Raw genomic sequence first — 18,593 nt, 5'->3', positions numbered from 1 at the left:
GAGATTTCTTTTAAGGATCCCTAAAGACGATAGGGTAGATAGGCTACAGGTGTAAAGGCAGTAATGTCATAGCCGAGTAGTACTAATCATCCGTTTAACTTTTTGATACCAGTATTGCTCTTTTTATTATTACAGTATGACATAAAAAGCCCCACCTAACCTCCCCAAAAGGGAGGAACGGGGAGGCTTTTAAGATATTTCCTAATCTCCCTCCTTTGGAGGGATTAAGGGAGGCAACTTAAGGTGACTATAGCAACGGGGCTCACCTCTTCCCATTCCGAACAGAGCAGTTAAGCCCGTTAGCGCCGATGGTACTACAATCCGTGGGAGAGTAGGTCGTCGCCTTCTTTTAAATTAAAAGCCACTTCAAAAAATTGAAGTGGCTTTTTTTATAATTTCACTTTTTAGATGTTACAATATACTTAACATGACTTTTAAAAACATCACTAGCCTTTATATTTGTCAAAAAAATAAATAATGGTTGACTGTTTGGATTATAAGCAAACTCACAGATATGCAAATCTTTTTTTAGATTATCTGGAACAAAATAAAACAGTTAAACCTTTTTTCAACCGATTCCCTCATATTAAAAATTTTGAGTTTCAAATCAATGAAAAGTTAAAGAATTTCAACCATTCTAATCGTAAAATACTAGTTGATGTTTTAAATAATCAATATGGCAAAATCAAAACATCTAAACTTACTCTTAATAATATTGATTTATTACAAAAAAACAACACTTTCACAATAACTACGGGTCATCAGCTTAATCTTTTTACAGGACCTATTTATACTTTTTACAAAATAATTTCTGTCATAAACACTTGTAGAGACTTAAAATTAAGTTTTCCAAAATATAATTTTGTACCTATTTTTTGGTTGGCATCTGAAGATCATGATTTTGAAGAAATAAATCATTTTAATTTTAAGAATAAAAAGTTAGAATGGACTTCTGATAAAGCTTCTGGTGCTGTAGGTGAACTTAAAATTTGTTCGTTTTCTAAAGTTTATAACGAGCTTAAAACATTATTACCCCAAAATGATAACTCAGCATATTTGTTGAGTTTATTTGAAGATTCTTATTTAAAACATGCTAATTTATCTGATGCAACATTATATCTATATAATGAACTTTTTAAAGATTATGGATTGGTTTTATTAGAGCCTAATCATCCAAAGTTAAAATCATGTATAAAAAACTATATAAAAAGTGAAGTATTTGATCAAAAGATGCACTATAATACTTCAAAAGCTACTGACCAATTATTGGAAAATAATTACCATAAACAGGTTACACCAAGAAAGATAAATTTATTTTATAAAACTAATAATTTAAGAGAAAGGATTATTTATAGAAATGATAAGTTTTATGTAAATAATACAGACATTTCTTTTAATAAATCTGAGATTGAATCAGAAATAGAAAATCACCCTGAATGCTTTTCGCCTAACGCTCTTTTTAGACCTTTATATCAAGAAGTATTATTACCAAATTTATCGTATATTGGTGGTGCTGGCGAGCTTTCTTACTGGCTTCAATTAAAATCTTCATTCCAATCTTATGGGGTTACTTTTCCTATGTTACAAATGAGAAATTCGGCATTATTGTTTTCTAAAAAAACACATAAAAAACTTAATAAACTTGAAGTTGATATTAACAATTTATTTCTATCACAAACCGAGTTAACAAATCAACATACTAAACGGATATCAAAGATTAAGATTGATTTTTCTGATTGTAAACAGCATCTTTCTAAACAATTCAAATCTTTATATGAACTAGCTGAAAAAACGGATAAAACTTTTTTAAATGCGGTAGCGGCACAAGAAAAAAAACAACACAACGGTTTAGATAAGCTTGAAAAACGTCTCTTAAAAGCACAAAAACGCAAATTAGATGATGAGCTCAAACGTTTAACAAAAATTCAAAATGAGTTATTTCCAGAAGGTAATTTACAAGAAAGGCATTCTAATTTTTTTGAATTTTATGTTTCTTATGGTAAAGAATTAATACCAAAGTTAATTAAAAATTTGAATCCATTTGATTTTTGTTTTTCACTTATTGAGTTAGAAACTATACCCAAAACAATTGAAAAAGAATTTTTTAACAATTCTAATTAATGTTATTCTAAAACATCTTTCCATTGGTGCTTCACAACTTCCCAATCAAAAGTTTCGGATAGTTGTCTTCCGTTTTTTGAGAGTTGTTGAGCTAAGTCTTGATTGTGAAGTAAATTTAAAATAGCCTCATACATTTCTTCAACTTGGTTTGGGTTGACTAAAAGGGCTTCTTTTTGATGTTTTAATAAATAAGGTAGTCCGCCAACGTTGGTTGTAACAATAGGCAAACCCAATGCCATAGCCTCAATTACGCTTACTGGAGTATTGTCAACATTAGTTGTATTGATAAAAATATCAAAATTTTTGGCATAATCAATCCACTCAGTTTTAGCCATTTTGCCTGTAAATTCAACAGGAAGTTGATGTTTTTCAGCATATGCTTTACACTCATCAATTGAATTGTCTTTAAAAGGTCCAACCATGCTTAATTTTGCTTGAGAAAAATCTTTAAGCAGAAGTTTAAGTACTTTTAAAGCTAAAATAGGATTATAAATATCAGCAAATGCTCTGACCCACAAAATATTAGGCTTTATTTTTCCCCTTTTTTTAAAAGCATAATTTTTGATTTCAATAGAGTTGGGGATTAATTTTAAATTAGTAAACCCAGCATCTTTAAAAACTTCATATAAATAATTGGATGGTGAGATATTGATATAAGCTTTTGAAAATAAAGATTTACAAATAGTTTCATTTTTCTTAAGTCTATCGGGAAGATTGCCACCATGCAAAATAGTGATATATTTTAAATTCACAAGCATTGCAACCTTGGCAGAAGTCCAAGCGAACCAAAAGGCTGATGTGCTGTAAGTATCGATTAACACAAAATCAAAATGTTTATGCTTGAATATAGCATACAACATTGAAAATAATCTCAAAATTTTATTTTTTTGATTTGAATATGATTTTACTTCAAATGATAATTCTTCCAAATTTTTACTAAGGCTTTCAACTGTGCTTATATTTCTGTTTTTTTGTGAAAGCTTATTGCCTAAATATAATATACGTTTATTCATTATTTATCTGAATTATCTAAAGTGACTTTAAGCAAACCAAGACCGTATATAAACCCTGGTGCAGCTATACGCATAGCAGAGTGATTTATGGTAAGAAACCAAAAAACAATCAATGGTAGAGTAAAGATATTTCTATTGTCAGTTAAAAAATGTATAGAAGGCACTCCAATCAGAAGTAGAATACTTAAAATTCCAAAAAAGCCGTGTTCAGAAATCAACCTTGTTACTTCATTATGAGATGCCGCTTTTATACCTTCTGTTTTTGCCCTATAAAATTTGGCCATTCCTACACCAATTCCAAATATTGGATTTTTGAAAAAAGCTTCAAATTCGGTCTCGGCAATTTCAACTCTACCCGTTGTGATGTCTCCTTGTTTTACACCTTTTGCATTTCTGTCTGTATATTTATTGTAAAGCATGTTGTTTGTTGCCACAAGAGTTACTGACCATACTGCGATAGCTCCTAAAATTATAACTATTATTTTAGCAACTCCTTTAGCTTTTGCTCGAGGCGTAGCATATCTTAAGAATGATATCGTAAATAAAAAGCACATAATAACAGCTGTTAAAACACCACCTCTAGACAGCGTAGCCAAAGCTCTATAGCTTATAAATGCTAAAATACCATACATAACAAGCCTAAGCAACCGATGTTTGTAGGTCAAAAATAGTCTGACGTATATACAGAACATACCTAAGCCCAAAATAGTCGATACTTGATTTGGACCAAAACCACCAGAAGCTGCAAAATTTGCATCGGCACCTGTTACAACTTTTTGCAAATCAGGTGTGTAAAAAAACAAATAAACAGCCATTGCTACAATAGGAAGAACCATGGTGTCTAAGGTTCTTAAATACACGCTTAATTTAATCTCTCTTTTGTAGCAAAATAGTGCAGTAGCAAACAGGCTTAAAGGACCGCTTATGTTAAACAAAATAGTTTTTCTAAAATTAGTTTCGTAATTGATGTCAAGAAATGTAACAATCACACTGGGCAATAACAATAGCAGAAAGACTATATATACATAACCAGATGTTTTAAAATTATGATAATACAGCCCAAAAATCATAAAAAGAATGACTGAATATTTTCCAGTTTCATAAAATATAAATCCGCCTGTCATTCTTAAAAATACTTCAGCAGCCACCACATAAGCAGCCGCCTGAATTATAATAAAGGGATTGTTAGGATTACGAATAATTTTTAATATAAAAAATATTAAAATCCCTAATGTATAAATCAGAGATAGTGGTCTAAACGCATAAATAGCAAAGCCGATTACTCCATGAAAAATCACCTCATTCAAATAAGGTAAATCCGTAGGTTTTTTAATCTTTTGAGTTAGTTTTAGGCTTTGATTCATAAAGCAAATTTATTTAATCCTTTTTTAATGCCTTGGTGTAAATATTTATGACTTTATTAATTATAAATTCAGGATCGTATTCTTTTGAAATTTTTTTACGCAATTTTATCGCATATGATGTTGCTTCCTTAGGGTTTTCGATATAATATTTTATAGCATCTGAAAGCCCTTCATCATCTTTGGCATCTATAATTTTTGCATGGTTTCCGACTACATCTTTACATTGTCCAACGTCTGTTACAATTACGGGAAGTTGAGCTTGTCCATACTCTATTAAACTGACGGGCAAACCTTCAGATATTGAGCTTAGAATAGCAATATCAGCTTGTTTAAGCAAGTTAGATATTTCGGATTGACTTCCATAAATAAATACATTATCTTCTAAGTTGTTGTCTTGAATAAAATTGATAATATCTTTATAATATTCTGAGTTTAAATCATAGCCACCAACGAGATGATAGCTTACAATATAAGACTTATCCAATACCCTTTTTATTGCTTTCAAAGCAGTCAAGTGGTCTTTTTGTGGCCTTAGATTTGCAATGTGAATAATTTTGATTGCCTTAGCATTTCCTTTTAATCTTAGCTTAGAAATTGATTGAGAATTGTTGTTTTTTAAACTAAAATTTTGAATATAAGTTACATTTTTACATAATAAGTGTTGCAATGCCCAAGATTTTAATTTTTCATTAACTGAAATAATATGATTAAAAAATATTGATGACAACTTTAAAACAGCAATAGGTCTTTCTTCTAAGTTATCACTAAAACCATAATGATCATGCCAAACGATTTTAATTTTCGGGTATTTTATTTTTAATAAAGTTGCTATAAAAAAAGACGTGCTATGGGCGTGAATGATATTGATTTTATGAGCTTTAATAAACTTGCTTAACCTGATAAGAGCTTTGAAATCTAAAGCCCTTTTTTTGTATAAACATTTAAACTTTACTTGTTTGTTTAAATCCTTTTCTAAAATGCCTGTATGTCTCGTACAAACCAATGCAGATGTTGTTAATTTTGTAGATAAAATATTAGCCAGATGAACAGCCATCCGCTCTCCGCCACCAGCATCAAGAGAATCTATAATCTGTACGACTTTTAAAGTTTTGATGTTACCAAATTTTAAAAAACCAAAAATAGGGAATTATATCCTCATTTATATAAAATGTATTTTATTTATCTTTCAAAAAAAGGCGATAGTAAAAAGGCCCTTAAACATTTTATATTTTAAGAGCTTTTATTGATAAGAATTTAGACCAATTCTTATAAAATATCAACCGAAAACACAGCTTCTACATCAGTTTCACCGCCAGCATTGGTCGGATTGCCATCGCTCACGCCAGAGGCTTCTTTAATCGGTAGGTGAATTAAAAGAAGAGTTAAAGATCCGCTACTTGCATCACCAGTTGTTAAAGTAAACTCTAAACCAACTGGATTGCCATTGGCATCTTGGTCGTTGTAACTTATTGTGGCATCTAAATTAGATGAAGGTACATAAAACACTTGGTGTTCATCATCTTCTTCTGCAACTTCTGCTGTTATATCTTCTGCAGGTGTTGCCAATTCATTTAAAAATTCAATTCTTCCTTGGTATTGCGTATTCGTATCCAATTGGTCAACTAAAGAAATAGGCTCATTTGGACCAATACCATCTGAATCTACGCGTTTTAATATCTTTTGATTGCCATCTGTGTCTGTTAAAGTGATTTTGACGGTGGTAATCACTTCTTCTTCATTAATGATTTCAGGTAAATCATCATTGTTAGAACAGGATAAGAAAATGAATGTTATCAGGACAGCTAAACTGTAAGTTTTATAAAATTTCATAAGGTATTTTATTGGTTTAAAAATTTTTGAAAAAGTATATATTTTAGTAATTGAGTTTGAGTTGTAATACAAAGTTTCTCCCGATTTCATCAGCATAAAATCGTTGTCTATTCAAATAGCTTCTATAATTGGTATCAAAAATATTATGGACACTAAGTGCAATTTGAAGCTCTGCAAAACTGAGTTGAAAAGGCATCTCAGCTCTAAAATTCATCAAGTGATAAGCCTCTGGCGGCTGACTTATGTTGACAAGCGTTTGTTCAAAATCACCTGTTTCTGTATTGAGAATAGGGGTTGTGAAATTATCATCTGGAAAACGGGTTTGCTCAAACACCAATTGACTGCTCAAATACAAATTCAAATTATGCCATTTTTGGATATGATAATTAATGCTATTTTGCCAATTCGCTGGTGGCATATTGATTAAAGCTCTGTTTCTTGATGTGTCCTCACCATTGACATAGGCAAAATTTGAGTTCAGTGATAAATCGTTGTTAAACTGATAGTCAACATTCACATCTACACCAAATAGTCTGGCATTGGTTTGTCTGTATTCAAAAACGGGAAAAGCGCCTCTAATGGTTTGTTCAATTCCGTTGGGTTCAAGCAGAATATAATCATCAATAAAATTATAATACGTTGAAACATCAAACTGCCAATTGTTAAATTTTCGTTTGATTTGCGTTGAAATTTTATAAGATTGCTCGCTATCAATTCTCAAATCACCAACTTCTATATTGGCTATACTGTGGTGTAAACCATCACTAAACAATTCTGAAGGATTTGGTGCTCGAGAAGCCGTACCGATATTGGTGTTCCATTCCCAGTTATTAAAATTATATTGCATCCCCAAATTGGCTGAAACATTATGATAATCAAAATTTGGATTAGTTAAAAGTTGAGAGCCAAAATCTTGAACAATAATGTCTGCAAAATCGGCTTGATAGTTGCGTTCTTCCCAACGGCTCAAACGGTAAAACTTTTGGGCATCAATATTTGTAAAATCATATCGCACACCCGCATTAAAAAATAAATCGTCAGAAGCTTGATAGTTGGCTGTCCAAAAACCTGCTATTTTATACATTTCGTAATCGGGTATCAATCGTCTTACGCCAGTATCAGGATTAGGAAAATTGTCTTGATAAGTCAATTCAACTCCTATTTTAGAAGAAAAATTGTCAGACCTATCGTATTTTAATTTAGTGATCAAATTGTGCGTTTGAAGTTCTAAATCTAAAGCAGGTATTCCCGAGCGATCACCTCGTCTGACGTCAAACTCTTTACGCCTGTTGTTTTGGTAAGCGTATTGTATATCGAGTTGTCCAAAGTTTTTGAACTTTTTAAAAGCGTTTACTTTAAACAGTTGGTGAACGACATCTTGCTTGGGTTCATTGATATTGTATGTGAAGTCGTCAGTAAAACTAGGTTCTTGGCTATTGATAGCATTGACTAAGTCGCCAACATTGCCTATATGTGAAGCCCTTAGAATGCCAATTTCTGTATCAAATCTTGAGTAAAAGGCATCAAACCCATAGTTGATTTTGTTCAAGCCAAATCCTAAAGCAAAATTTTGCTCTTTCATACCTGTATTTGATAATATATAGTCTGGAGTTTCAAGATCTCCCATACGTTTAAAACTGCCTTGAGCTTTAAAATACAAACCGTTTTTATATGCCTTTAACAAGTTTGTCGAAACATTTCCGCCACGTCCGTTGCTTGCTCCTGTAAGGATGGTTTTTCCCATCAAGGTATCTTTTACTGGGGCTTTTTGAGGCTCGGCAATAATCACGCCACCGATAGCATCGCCACCATATTCAAGGGCTGAACTACCTTTGATAACCGTAATATTAGCCGCTGAATTGATATCGATGTTTGGTGCGTGATCAACGCCCCATTGCTGATCTTCCATCCTCACGTTGTTGTTGATAATCAATACACGAGAGCTGTGCAGACCTTGAATAACGGGCTTTACAATTGTGTTTCCTGTGTTTAAAGACGAAACACCAGGCAAAGTAGAAATAGCATCGCCAAGTGTAGCATTACTAAATTGGTCTATAGTTTCGTGCGATATTTGAGCTGAAATGGCAGATTTATCTTTAGAATTGTAGAGTTCTCCTTTAATCAAAACTTCGTTGAGACTTTCTAAATGATGTTCTAATGAAAAATTTATCGTTTTGTTTTCATTCAAAACGACTTCTTTTGTTTGAGTTTGACATTGCACATGAGAAACTGTAAGTTCATACTCGCCAGGACAAAGGTCATCGAGTTGATAAAAGCCTTTATTGTTGGTTAAAACGTATTGATTGATGTTTTTGATTTTGACCACAGCATTTTCTAATACAGAATTATCGTGTAAATCAATCACATAACCTTTTAAGCTTAAATTGCAATCTTGTGCATTAGCTGACGAAAAAATAATAAAAAAAAGAAATGAAATAAAATTTATCTTATTCATACATATAATTAATTAACGAGAAATTAAACACTGCTTTATGTTTAAAATCAGTGTTTTAAAAAATTTAAACGAAATAATTATATGAGTTGTGGTGGTGGTTTATTGTATAATTGACCTTCGAAATAAAGGTTTTGGTAAAAGAATTTATAAGTAGAGGAATTAGCTTCTGAATCGATGTTTTCTAACAGCAATTGATTTTCAAAATAATCATTTACTGGTAATATTGAAACTGAGTTTTCTTGATATTGATGGTGTAAAATACAAATTTTACACGGCTTGTCATTATTGGAATTATCATCACTAAATGCATGTGAAAGCCCATGCAAATCTATACTATATAGGGCTACTACAAATAGTAGAAATAAAGCAATATGTTTTTTTAGAAACATCATCCGAGCAAATATATCTAAATAAATTGATGTAGTTATCGTTTTAATTTTTTTTAACTCAAATCTAAACATAAAAAAGCTGCCCGACAGAGACAGCTTTTTTTAAACCAAAATATTTAAAAAAATTTAAAAGATATATCTCAAACCAAATTGCATTCTCCATCTTGATAACAAGTTACTATTAGTAACAAAGGTTTCTTGATTTTCAGGATTGAAAGTATATGTAGGTTCAAGCGTGTTTGGGTCAACACTTACACCAATTGGTTGTTGATTAAAAGGCTCTTCAACAATACCCCAATCTGAGTTGAGCAGGTTTCCAAAATTTAGGATATCTAAACTAAATTGAATAGTATTGGTTTTATTATCAGATATCTTGAAGTTGTAATCTTGAAGGAGTTTAATATCAACTGTACTTCTCCAAGGGGCTAATGCACCGTAGCGTTCAAAATATTCTCCACGATTTTCGCTCAAGTAATCATCTTGCTCAATAAACTGGTTAAAAGCTTCCGCTTGTCCAGGACCAGAAAAATTCATTTGACCAATTTCTTCAACTGTTGGGATGTAAATCAAGTCGTTAACTGCACTACCGTCGTTATTGATGTCTCCAGCATAAGTAAAGTTAAACCGACCGCCTTGTGCGTATTCTATAAAACTAGAAATAGTTGTACCCCATTGATTGGAATTACCATAAGTCCAAGCCTTAGATATTACAGCAATAAAACGATGAGTATCGCCATATTTTGAATATCCTAAAACATCATTATTGGCATTTCCAACTGTTGGATTAAAACTAAATGCATCACCTGTAATTTCTGCTTCTATAGAATTGACGTCTTTTGAATTCAAATAGCTATAAGACAACATAGCATACAATCCATTATTAAAAGTTTTTTTAGCAGAAGCCACCAAGTTATAAACTCTACCTTTATCAGAATTGGTAAACACATAAGCATTGTTTTCGCCTTTGTCTGAATCTAAATAATATTCTCTAAAGTCAACGCCAGCAACTCTGCCACTTGGTTCTTTTAAGCCCCAGTTTTGAACGTGAGCTGCGTTGACATCGTTGGTGTATGAAAAGTCTCCTGAAACGATTAATCCATGATTAAATTTGTAATCAACTCCTAAACTTGAACGGAAAACTTGTGGAAATTTAAAATCGGGATCAACAATTTGAAAGAAACCTTGGTCGGCACCACTGACTTGATTGCCTATCCATACAAAAGGAAGTCTTCCTGTAAAAATACCAGTACCACCGCGAACTTGCAGAGATTTATCGCCCTTAACATCCCAATTGAAACCCATTCTCGGTGAGAATAAAATTTTATCCGTTGGTAATTGAGTAGAGTTTAAAGTAACAGGCTCATTGGTTTGTGGATTATAATACACTGTGGTTGGGTCAACTGTTGCACCGTTGTCAGTATCGATAAAATCTTGTATTTTTTCGTCGGTATCAAAATACATCGGTTTATCAAATCGAAGACCTAAGGTCAATTTAAAATCATCTGAAACATTCCATTCGTCTTGAAAATAAAATGCAAACTGACCTACGTTGGTTTCTGCTAATTTCCAGCCACCATCATTACCAACACCTGCGGCATTTCTCGATTCAAAAACATTTTGAGCAAACTCCAAATTGTTGACTAATGCAGAATTTGGACCTGCAGTAGCATCTGCAAGAAACGCATCTACAGAAGGATAAGCATTGAAAGTACCATAATAACCATTTGGATTGCCAAAATTGTCATAACCTGCTAAATTAAAAGAGTTATCAAATTCAAATTTTTCAAATGAAACCCCAATAGTAAAGGTGTGGTTGCCATAAAATATATTGGTATTGTTTGTGATTTGAAACACTTTTTGGTCTAGCGAATTGTTGATAGAAAATGGCTCGTGACCAGCAACTATATAATTTGATCCATTGCCATCTTGGATATTGATAACAGGTGCAGGAGAAGATAATGGGTCTCTATAATCATTAAAAGAGGTATAACCCATTTGAAGTTTGTTAGAAACAGTGTTTCCAAAAGTAGAATTCAATTCAAATTGCACAGAATTCAACTCATTGTTGATTTCATAACCTGAGTTTTCAAATTGTAAAGTAGAAGCACTTGGTCCTCTAAAGCCTAAAGCTGTTGGGTGAGCTGGTTTTTGTTTTGAAGCATCAAGAAAATTGTATGTGATAACGGCTTTGTGGTTTTGGTTGATATTCCAGTCTAATTTAATAATCCCTTTGGTCGATTCAGAATCATAATTGAAGTTTTCAAAAGCGCCAGTGTCATAACCTACAGCAGCCAAAGCTTCTTTGACAGCGACTAAGTCACTAACTAAAACACGAGATTCGTTGATTGCTCCTGTTCCGCGATTAGGGACAAACGAACTTCCTAAATCTGTTCTATCATCTTTTTCAAAATTGGCAAAAAAGAATAATTTATCTTTTATAATTGGACCGCCGACACTTACACCATATTGCAATTGTTCAAGATCAGCTTTAAACACATCTTGACCTTCAACTTTACCACCTGTTATATCTTCATTTCTAAAAAAGGAGTAAGCGGTTCCTTTAAAGGTATTGTCACCACTTTTGGTTACTGCGTTAACAGATGCTCCTGTAAAACCTGCAAGAGTTACATCATAAGGTGCGGTTTGGACTTGTATTTGGTCAATAGCATCTAATGAGATAGGTTGAGCATCAGTTTGACCACCTGGTGTGGCTGCATCTAATCCGAAAGGATTATTAAAAATAGCGCCGTCAAGTGAGAAATTGTTGTATTGATCATTTCTTCCCGCAAATGAGTTTCCACTAGCTGTGGGTTCAAGTCTTGTAAAGTCTTGTGATGACCTGGATATTGTTGGTAGCCGTTTGATGTCTCTTGATGTCACTTGAGTGGACATTCCTGTTCTTTCACTAGAAAATGTGGGGTCATCCGAAACGGTTATCGTTACTTCTTCAAGGCTATTGGCTTCGGGTTGTAAAGTAACTTCTACATTAAATGTCTCTCCTAATTCTAGATTAATATTTTTGGTTTCAAAAGTTTGGTAACCGACATACGAAATTTTGATTGAGTAAGGACCACCAATTTTCATATTGTTAAGCCTAAAGCGACCATCAAAATTGGTGATGCTCCCATATTTTGTGCCAGAAGGCTGATGGACAGCAATGACATTGGCGTTTGGCAAGCTTTGACCTTGTTCGTCTTTTACAACACCTGTAATTGTTGATGTTGTGACTTGTGCAAAACCGTATGCACAACTAAATAGTAAAATGGAAAGTATAATTTTTTTCATAAGAATATGGATTTTAAATTACACAAACTTACAATTTCATTAACGTATTGATAACATCATATTGTTTTTTTGTTAACATAATATTGTTGATAAAAAAATATGTTTGTTTTAAAAATGATTAATTTTATTTATAAAAGTAGCACAGCTGCCCAGATTGAGATACCATGAAAGTAAATAATCTTTAGCAATGGTGTGTATGTCTTATTAAAACGTTTTTCTTCTTTTATAGTAAAGAGGTAAAATAGTTATAATTATAATCCTTTGGTCAGTAAATTTTTATTAGTTTTATGCTTACAGCCTCGTTAATCATATCTTGAGATTATGTGGTTATAATTGTTTAAGGTAATTATTTTCAGAATATTGAATAAATATTTTTTTAAATCAAACAAATTAAACATAAAAAATATTACATTTGCCATAAAACCAATTTTATGAAATTTAAAATTACTTCAGTATTATTTTTGGCCTGTGTTTTTTGTATGAACGCCCAAGACGTTACAGAAGTTTGGACTAATTATGGTGGTTTCTGGAACTCATCATCTACAAGTATCAGTCCTGTGCAACCCGACAATTCTAATGAATTGCTTGCATTTAGATTTGGGGGTACCGTTTTTTCAACTGGTGTCAATGATACTAAATTAACAAACAATGGGGTTAGTTTTACAGCGTTAACCATGCGTGCTTTACCAATAGCTACATTGCCTACAACAGGGAGTTCTAGTTATTTTATTGGCTTAGGTCAGCTAGCCGATGGTATAGATAATGGTGTTGATAACAGTTCTACTCAGCCATTTCAGGCCATAACAAATGGCACCCAAGTCGCCTCTTTTCTTACAGACGGGATTCAAGGTTTAGACTTAGGGACTAATGTTACTAATATACCATCAGGAACAACGGCTCGTTTTAATATGAGCTCTGCGGGTATAACAGCTGCTAATATAGGTGATGGCATACCCGATATTTTGGTTTCTCAAGCAGCACAACCTGTAGCTACTAATATTGATCAGTTAAGGTTTGTAGATTCGGCTGGAAATACAGTTGGCAGCATTGTTACACTCAATATATCACAAGAACCTATTGTAGGTAGCAGGATAGCGGATTTTTATGAATTTAACTCTACGCAGACTAATACTGGCTTTATAAACACACCAAGAGATATTTATTTTTTTGCGGTTGATTTAGCTGATTTCGGCATCACTACAGCCAATGCTGCCAATGCTAGAGCATTATTGTATAGTCCAGGGGGAACTTCAGATCCATCATTTATAGCTTTTAACGAGCCATCCTTAGGTGTAGCTACACAATTAAATGTGGTTTTGCAACCTTCAAATCAAAATTGTGATGGTACCCTACCAACCCAAATTCAAGTGCAACTTGAAGACCAAAACGGGAATGCTGTTGCTCAAACTGGCTTAAACATCACAGCAAGCTTAGAATCTGGTCCTGGAAGTCTTGCTGGCACAACTACACAAGCAACAGATGGTACGGGTGTAGCCACATTTAATGATTTGAATTTTACAATTGGAGGTAATCACGTTATCCGTTTTAGTTTTGCTGGTTTAGACGATGCTTTAACAACTGTTATTGGTAACGCAACAGGTTGTAATGACATACTATGGACAGGTGATGTGAATAGCGATTGGAGCAATACTGGCAATTGGAGTCCTGCTACAATCCCAAATGGCAACAATGCCGTAAATATACCTGATGGAAGACCAAATTATCCTATACTTGATCAAGATGCTGGAGTAGGAGATTTGACAATGGGCGGTTCAACCAGTATTGTATTAAACGGATTTTTATTGGCTTTAAATGGTTCATTGACCAATGTAGTTTCTGGAGCAATCATAGATGCCAGTGCTACAGGCTCTGAATTGTATATGTCTGATAATTCTGCACAAAATATTCCATCTGGTTTTGTTAATCCTGATGTGGCAAATTTCACCATTGAAAATTCTGGAGGTGTTACCGTTAATTCTACCATGAATATTAAAGAAGTTTTAGATATAAGGCAAGGTAATTTAATCACCAATGGTGTTATCTCTATGGTTTGCTCATTTACGCCAAGAAAAACAGCACAAATAGATGCTATCAATGGTACGATTTCAGGAGACATTACTGTAGAACAATGTTTTCCTGCACGACGAGCTTTTAGATTGGTCAGTGCATCTACCACAACCTCAACCAGTATTCATGATAACTGGCAAGAAGGAGCAACGGCCTATAATGACAGTAATGTGCCCAATAATTATGGAACACATATCACAGGTCTTGGTGAAGTGCCAGGTAGTGGATTTACATCTACACCAGGCGATGGCGATCAATATAATGGTTTGGATTGGCAACCTTCTGGTAATGCATCTATGTATAGTTTTGACAATTCTACACAATCTTGGGTAGCCGTTTTAGAAACAGAAAACAATTCAAGTCCAAATACACCAATTCTAAATGCGGGTCAACCCTATCGTCTTATGATTAGAGGTGCCAGAAAAGATGCTACTAACGGTTTATTCGATATCACTAATAATTCTACTCCGCCAACTGATACCAAACTTCGTTCAACAGGAACTGTTCAGAACGGAAGTTTATCTCAAAGTGTTTCTTCTACTTCTCAAGATTGGAGTTTGGTGGGTAATCCTTATCATGCTATGGTAAACGTCAAACAGTTGATAGACAATTCTAATAATGTAGATCGATTTTATACCATTTGGGATCCTACTCTTGGCGGTACACCTGTTGACGGCCAATCTGGTGGAAGAGGAGCTTTTGTAACATACAATGTTGATGAGGTAGATTTTACTATTGGCGGTGGAGCTTCGGGTTCAAGCGATATCAACAACTTCTTACAACCCTATCAAGCTGCATTCATCAGAACATCATCAAATGGATCAGCATCGGTTAATTTTAATGAAAATATGATTGATGTTAATGCCACACAAACCAATACTTTTAGTACTGATGGTATTTCACCTTTTCCTCATATTTATACCAAATTATTTGCTGCAGCAGATTATGGCATATCTACACCATTGGCATTTAATCAAATTAGATTTAATGATAAATTTGATAATAATTTTGATCAGTTTGATGCACAAGCCTTTTATAATGTCGATGAAACCTTGGCAAGATTAGCTAACAATCAAATATGGGCTATCGAAAATAGAGATTTGCCCGTAGATGGCGAATCTTTACCTTTATTGACTTATCAATACCGACGTACAAATTACACTTTTGAATTTGAAATAGGCGATTTTCCAGGAATTGATGTTTATTTAGAAGATACTTATTTAAACACAACTCATTTTTTACAAGACAACCAAATCAATATAGTCAATTTTTCAATAGATGAAACTATTCCTGAAAGTATGGCTTTTGATCGTTTTAATATCCTATTTGAAGAAGAAACTTTTGCTGTAAATGACCATGAGTTTGCTAATCAAATAAAAATTTATCCAAATCCAACGGATGACTTTTTGAATATCAATTTTGGAACTTTAAATTTAAATCAAGCCCAAGTTACAATTATCGATTTGCAAGGCAGAGAAATTATAAAAATTGATGCTAAAGAAGTTTTAAATAATGAAATGCAAATTGATGTTGCTAATTTAGCTCGAGGTGTTTATGTTGTGAAAGTAAAATCTCAACAATTTCAATTCACTGATAAACTAATTGTTGAATAAAATTTAAAACGAATTAATTCTTTAGTTACACAAATTAATAGATAATAAATTCTACCAACGGAAGTGTCTATATAGGGTTTTCTCAGAAAGTCATAATTTAAAGTTATAGATTTCGGATTTGTTATAACCTGAGTTCGATTTATTGAAAGCTGTAAATCAGATGATTATATTTTTTTGTTAGCAATTTTTGTCATTTCGAACGAAGAATGAGGAGACATCTCATCCTACTGAGATGTCTCATCGCTCATGCTTCGCTCTATCGACATGACAAATGATTAAATATCTATATTTTATATGAATATATTTTATTGGAATTTATATCGAACTCACGTTGTTATAATTAGAATGGCTACAATCTAACTATTTAAAACCCTTGAAACGGTTGGGATTGTGCATTTTCCATAGCCCACGGTTTAAGCTGTGGGCTGTGGTTTGCAAATATTCGATTGTGAATGGATTTATCCATTTTCTATGATTTCAATTTCTTCCCTATAAGTTTATAGAAGAATGAGGATACTCTAAATAATCAATATTTAGACACTTCTATTTTCGTCAAAATTTTCAAGATACTGAGCCACACGTTGCACAAATTGACCGCCTAAAGCACCGTTAACCACGCGGTGGTCGTAACTGTGAGATAAAAACATTTTATAGCGAATACCAATAAAATCACCATCTTTAGTTTCAATGACAGCAGGCACTTTTCTGATAGCACCGAGAGCCAAAATCCCAACTTGTGGTTGATTGATAATCGGCGTTCCCATAATGCTACCAAATGTTCCTACATTGGTTACGGTGTAAGTACCGCCTTGGGTTTCATCGGGTTTAAGTTTGCCTTGTCTTGCTCGTCCAGCTAAATCATTTACTTTTTTGGCTAGACCGAGTAAGTTTAACTGATCAGCATCGTGAATAACTGGTACTATTAAATTGCCGTCAGGTAAAGCGGCAGCCATACCAAGATTGATATGCTTATGTTTTACAATATTTTCTCCATCAACAGAGATGTTTATCATAGGAAAATCTTTGATGGTCTTGGCAACAGCCTCCATAAAGATTGGCGTAAATGTCAGTTTTTCGCCTTCTCTTTCTTGAAAGGCTTTTTTGTGTTGATTTCTCCAATTCCAAATTTTTGTAACATCAACCTCAATAAAAGATTGCACATGGGCTGAAGTTTGCGTACTGTGAATCATATGCTTTGAGATGAGTTTACCCATGCGACTCATTTCTGTCACTTCATCTTCAGCATTGATATTGACAGGTGTTTGAATATCGGCTGTTGATGTTGGTTTTGGCGTTGTAGTTTCATCTTTTGTATAACTTGAAGTGAGGTCTTTTTGACTTGAAGTTTGGCGTTGTTCAACATAAGCCAGCATATCATCTTTGGTTACACGACCATTTTTGCCACTGCCTTCAATTTTTTCTAATTCGTCTAAGGAAATGCCTTCTTCTTTGGCTATATTTTTTACTAAAGGTGAATAAAATCGTTTTGCATCAGAAAAATCTTGAGCTTCGGGTTTTATCGTCTCTTTTGCTTTTTGCATCAAAGCTTCAGCGGTTTCAACACTTTCTTCTACAGACTCTGATTGTGTAGCTGTTTCTACTTCAGCAGTATTTTCAGACTTGTTATCGTTAGATTCTTCGCCTTCGGTTTCAATAATGGCAATGACTTCACCAACCTTAATCACGTCGTCAACTTCAAAGCGTTTTTCAATCAATTTGCCGTCAACTTCACTTGGCACTTCAGAGTCAACTTTATCGGTAGCGATTTCAAGAACAGGTTCATCTGCTTCTATGTTGTCGCCTACTTCTTTTAGCCATGATGTCAATGTTGCTTCGGCTACACTTTCGCCCATTTTTGGAAGTTTGAGTTCTATTTTTGCCATTTTGATAAAAAAAATTGAGATTATATTTACGTTTGCGAAATTAGTAAAAATTAAGCGGTATTGTTTTAATTTTTTTCTAAATATTAGTATTCGGTTTTTGATTTAAAGGATTTTGGTCATGTTTAATTTATCAAATTTTGAGCTCCATTTAAATAGGGTTTTCTCAGAAAGTCATAATTTAAAGTTATAGATTTCGGATTTGTTATAACCTGAGTTCGATTTATTGAAAGCTGTAAATCAAATAATTATATTTTTTTGTTAGCAAATTTTGTCATTGGTAACGAAGAATAAGGAGAAATCTCATCCTACTGCGATGTCTCGTCGCTCATGCTTCACTCTGTCAACATGACAAATGAATAAACATCTGTATTTTATATGAATATATTTTTTTGGAATTTGTATCGAACTCACGATGTTATAAATAGAATGGCTCCAATCCAACTATTTAAAACCCTTGAAACGATTGGCTTTTTCATAGCCCACGGTTTAAACCCTGGGCTGTGGTTTGCAAGCCATACGGTCTCACAGTTTATAGAAATTGAAAAATCATTATATGCTGTTAGTCGAACTTAT

10 protein-coding genes and 2 rRNA genes are annotated in these 18,593 nt (G+C 33.4%); 4 read left to right on the top strand and 8 right to left on the bottom strand.

Features of this window, described 5'->3' with window-relative positions:
- The 3 genes from ACSSV5_RS05365 to bshC all read left to right on the top strand — a co-directional run.
- A 23S ribosomal RNA gene (locus ACSSV5_RS05365) occupies positions 1-107 on the top strand; the annotation flags it as partial.
- Between the two features lie 132 nt (positions 108-239).
- Positions 240-348 (top strand): 5S ribosomal RNA (rrf, locus tag ACSSV5_RS05360).
- Positions 349-477: 129 nt separating this feature from the next.
- Positions 478-2,121, top strand: coding sequence for a bacillithiol biosynthesis cysteine-adding enzyme BshC (bshC, locus tag ACSSV5_RS05355; protein ID WP_454245063.1), 1,644 nt, complete (start codon positions 478-480; stop codon positions 2,119-2,121).
- A 2-nt stretch (positions 2,122-2,123) separates the two neighbouring features.
- On the opposite strand, the gene ACSSV5_RS05350 is transcribed toward bshC, so the two are convergent.
- The 7 genes from ACSSV5_RS05350 to ACSSV5_RS05320 form a co-directional block, all read right to left on the bottom strand.
- On the bottom strand, positions 2,124-3,134 hold the full coding sequence (locus ACSSV5_RS05350) for a glycosyltransferase family 4 protein (RefSeq protein ID WP_211065827.1): 1,011 nt from the start codon (positions 3,132-3,134) through the stop codon (positions 2,124-2,126).
- Positions 3,134-4,498, bottom strand: coding sequence for an O-antigen ligase family protein (locus ACSSV5_RS05345; RefSeq protein WP_454245062.1), 1,365 nt, complete (start codon positions 4,496-4,498; stop codon positions 3,134-3,136). The genes ACSSV5_RS05350 and ACSSV5_RS05345 overlap by 1 nt, the downstream gene beginning before the upstream one ends.
- A gap of 13 nt (positions 4,499-4,511) precedes the next feature.
- On the bottom strand, positions 4,512-5,585 hold the full coding sequence (locus ACSSV5_RS05340; RefSeq protein WP_454245066.1) for a glycosyltransferase family 4 protein: 1,074 nt from the start codon (positions 5,583-5,585) through the stop codon (positions 4,512-4,514).
- 179 nt (positions 5,586-5,764) lie between these two features.
- Positions 5,765-6,328, bottom strand: a complete 564-nt coding sequence (locus ACSSV5_RS05335; RefSeq protein WP_454245061.1) for a type 1 periplasmic binding fold superfamily protein — start codon at positions 6,326-6,328, stop codon at positions 5,765-5,767.
- Positions 6,329-6,371: 43 nt separating this feature from the next.
- Complete coding sequence (locus ACSSV5_RS05330; RefSeq protein WP_454245060.1) at positions 6,372-8,783, bottom strand: TonB-dependent receptor; 2,412 nt, start codon at positions 8,781-8,783, stop codon at positions 6,372-6,374.
- Positions 8,784-8,860: 77 nt separating this feature from the next.
- Positions 8,861-9,175 (bottom strand): hypothetical protein, encoded by a 315-nt coding sequence (locus ACSSV5_RS05325; protein WP_211065832.1) that lies wholly within the window; start codon positions 9,173-9,175, stop codon positions 8,861-8,863.
- 123 nt (positions 9,176-9,298) lie between these two features.
- Positions 9,299-12,457 carry a TonB-dependent receptor gene (locus ACSSV5_RS05320; RefSeq protein ID WP_454245059.1) on the bottom strand — a complete coding sequence of 1,053 codons (3,159 nt, stop codon included), beginning with the start codon at positions 12,455-12,457 and terminating at the stop codon, positions 9,299-9,301.
- 431 nt (positions 12,458-12,888) lie between these two features.
- Between ACSSV5_RS05320 and ACSSV5_RS05315 the strand changes: the two genes are divergently transcribed.
- Positions 12,889-16,137 carry a T9SS type A sorting domain-containing protein gene (locus ACSSV5_RS05315; RefSeq protein WP_454245058.1) on the top strand — a complete coding sequence of 1,083 codons (3,249 nt, stop codon included), beginning with the start codon at positions 12,889-12,891 and terminating at the stop codon, positions 16,135-16,137.
- Between the two features lie 533 nt (positions 16,138-16,670).
- On the opposite strand, the gene ACSSV5_RS05310 is transcribed toward ACSSV5_RS05315, so the two are convergent.
- Positions 16,671-18,020, bottom strand: coding sequence for a dihydrolipoamide acetyltransferase family protein (locus tag ACSSV5_RS05310; protein WP_454245057.1), 1,350 nt, complete (start codon positions 18,018-18,020; stop codon positions 16,671-16,673).
- Positions 18,021-18,593: the final 573 nt, after the last annotated feature.

Source organism: Psychroflexus sp. MBR-150 (assembly GCF_053628795.1).
This window is presented reverse-complemented; position numbering and strand designations above follow the sequence as displayed.

Excerpts from the sequence above, each read along its gene's own strand:
- ACSSV5_RS05325 (WP_211065832.1), bottom strand. The coding sequence starts at position 9,175 with ATGATGTTTCTAAAAAAACATATTGCTTTATTTCTACTATTTGTAGTA.
- ACSSV5_RS05310 (WP_454245057.1), bottom strand. The coding sequence starts at position 18,020 with ATGGCAAAAATAGAACTCAAACTTCCAAAAATGGGCGAAAGTGTAGCC.
- ACSSV5_RS05335 (WP_454245061.1), bottom strand. The coding sequence starts at position 6,328 with ATGAAATTTTATAAAACTTACAGTTTAGCTGTCCTGATAACATTCATT.
- ACSSV5_RS05350 (WP_211065827.1), bottom strand. The coding sequence starts at position 3,134 with ATGAATAAACGTATATTATATTTAGGCAATAAGCTTTCACAAAAAAAC.
- ACSSV5_RS05315 (WP_454245058.1), top strand. The coding sequence starts at position 12,889 with ATGAAATTTAAAATTACTTCAGTATTATTTTTGGCCTGTGTTTTTTGT.
- ACSSV5_RS05320 (WP_454245059.1), bottom strand. The coding sequence starts at position 12,457 with ATGAAAAAAATTATACTTTCCATTTTACTATTTAGTTGTGCATACGGT.
- ACSSV5_RS05330 (WP_454245060.1), bottom strand. The coding sequence starts at position 8,783 with ATGAATAAGATAAATTTTATTTCATTTCTTTTTTTTATTATTTTTTCG.
- ACSSV5_RS05345 (WP_454245062.1), bottom strand. The coding sequence starts at position 4,498 with ATGAATCAAAGCCTAAAACTAACTCAAAAGATTAAAAAACCTACGGAT.
- bshC (WP_454245063.1), top strand. The coding sequence starts at position 478 with ATGGTTGACTGTTTGGATTATAAGCAAACTCACAGATATGCAAATCTT.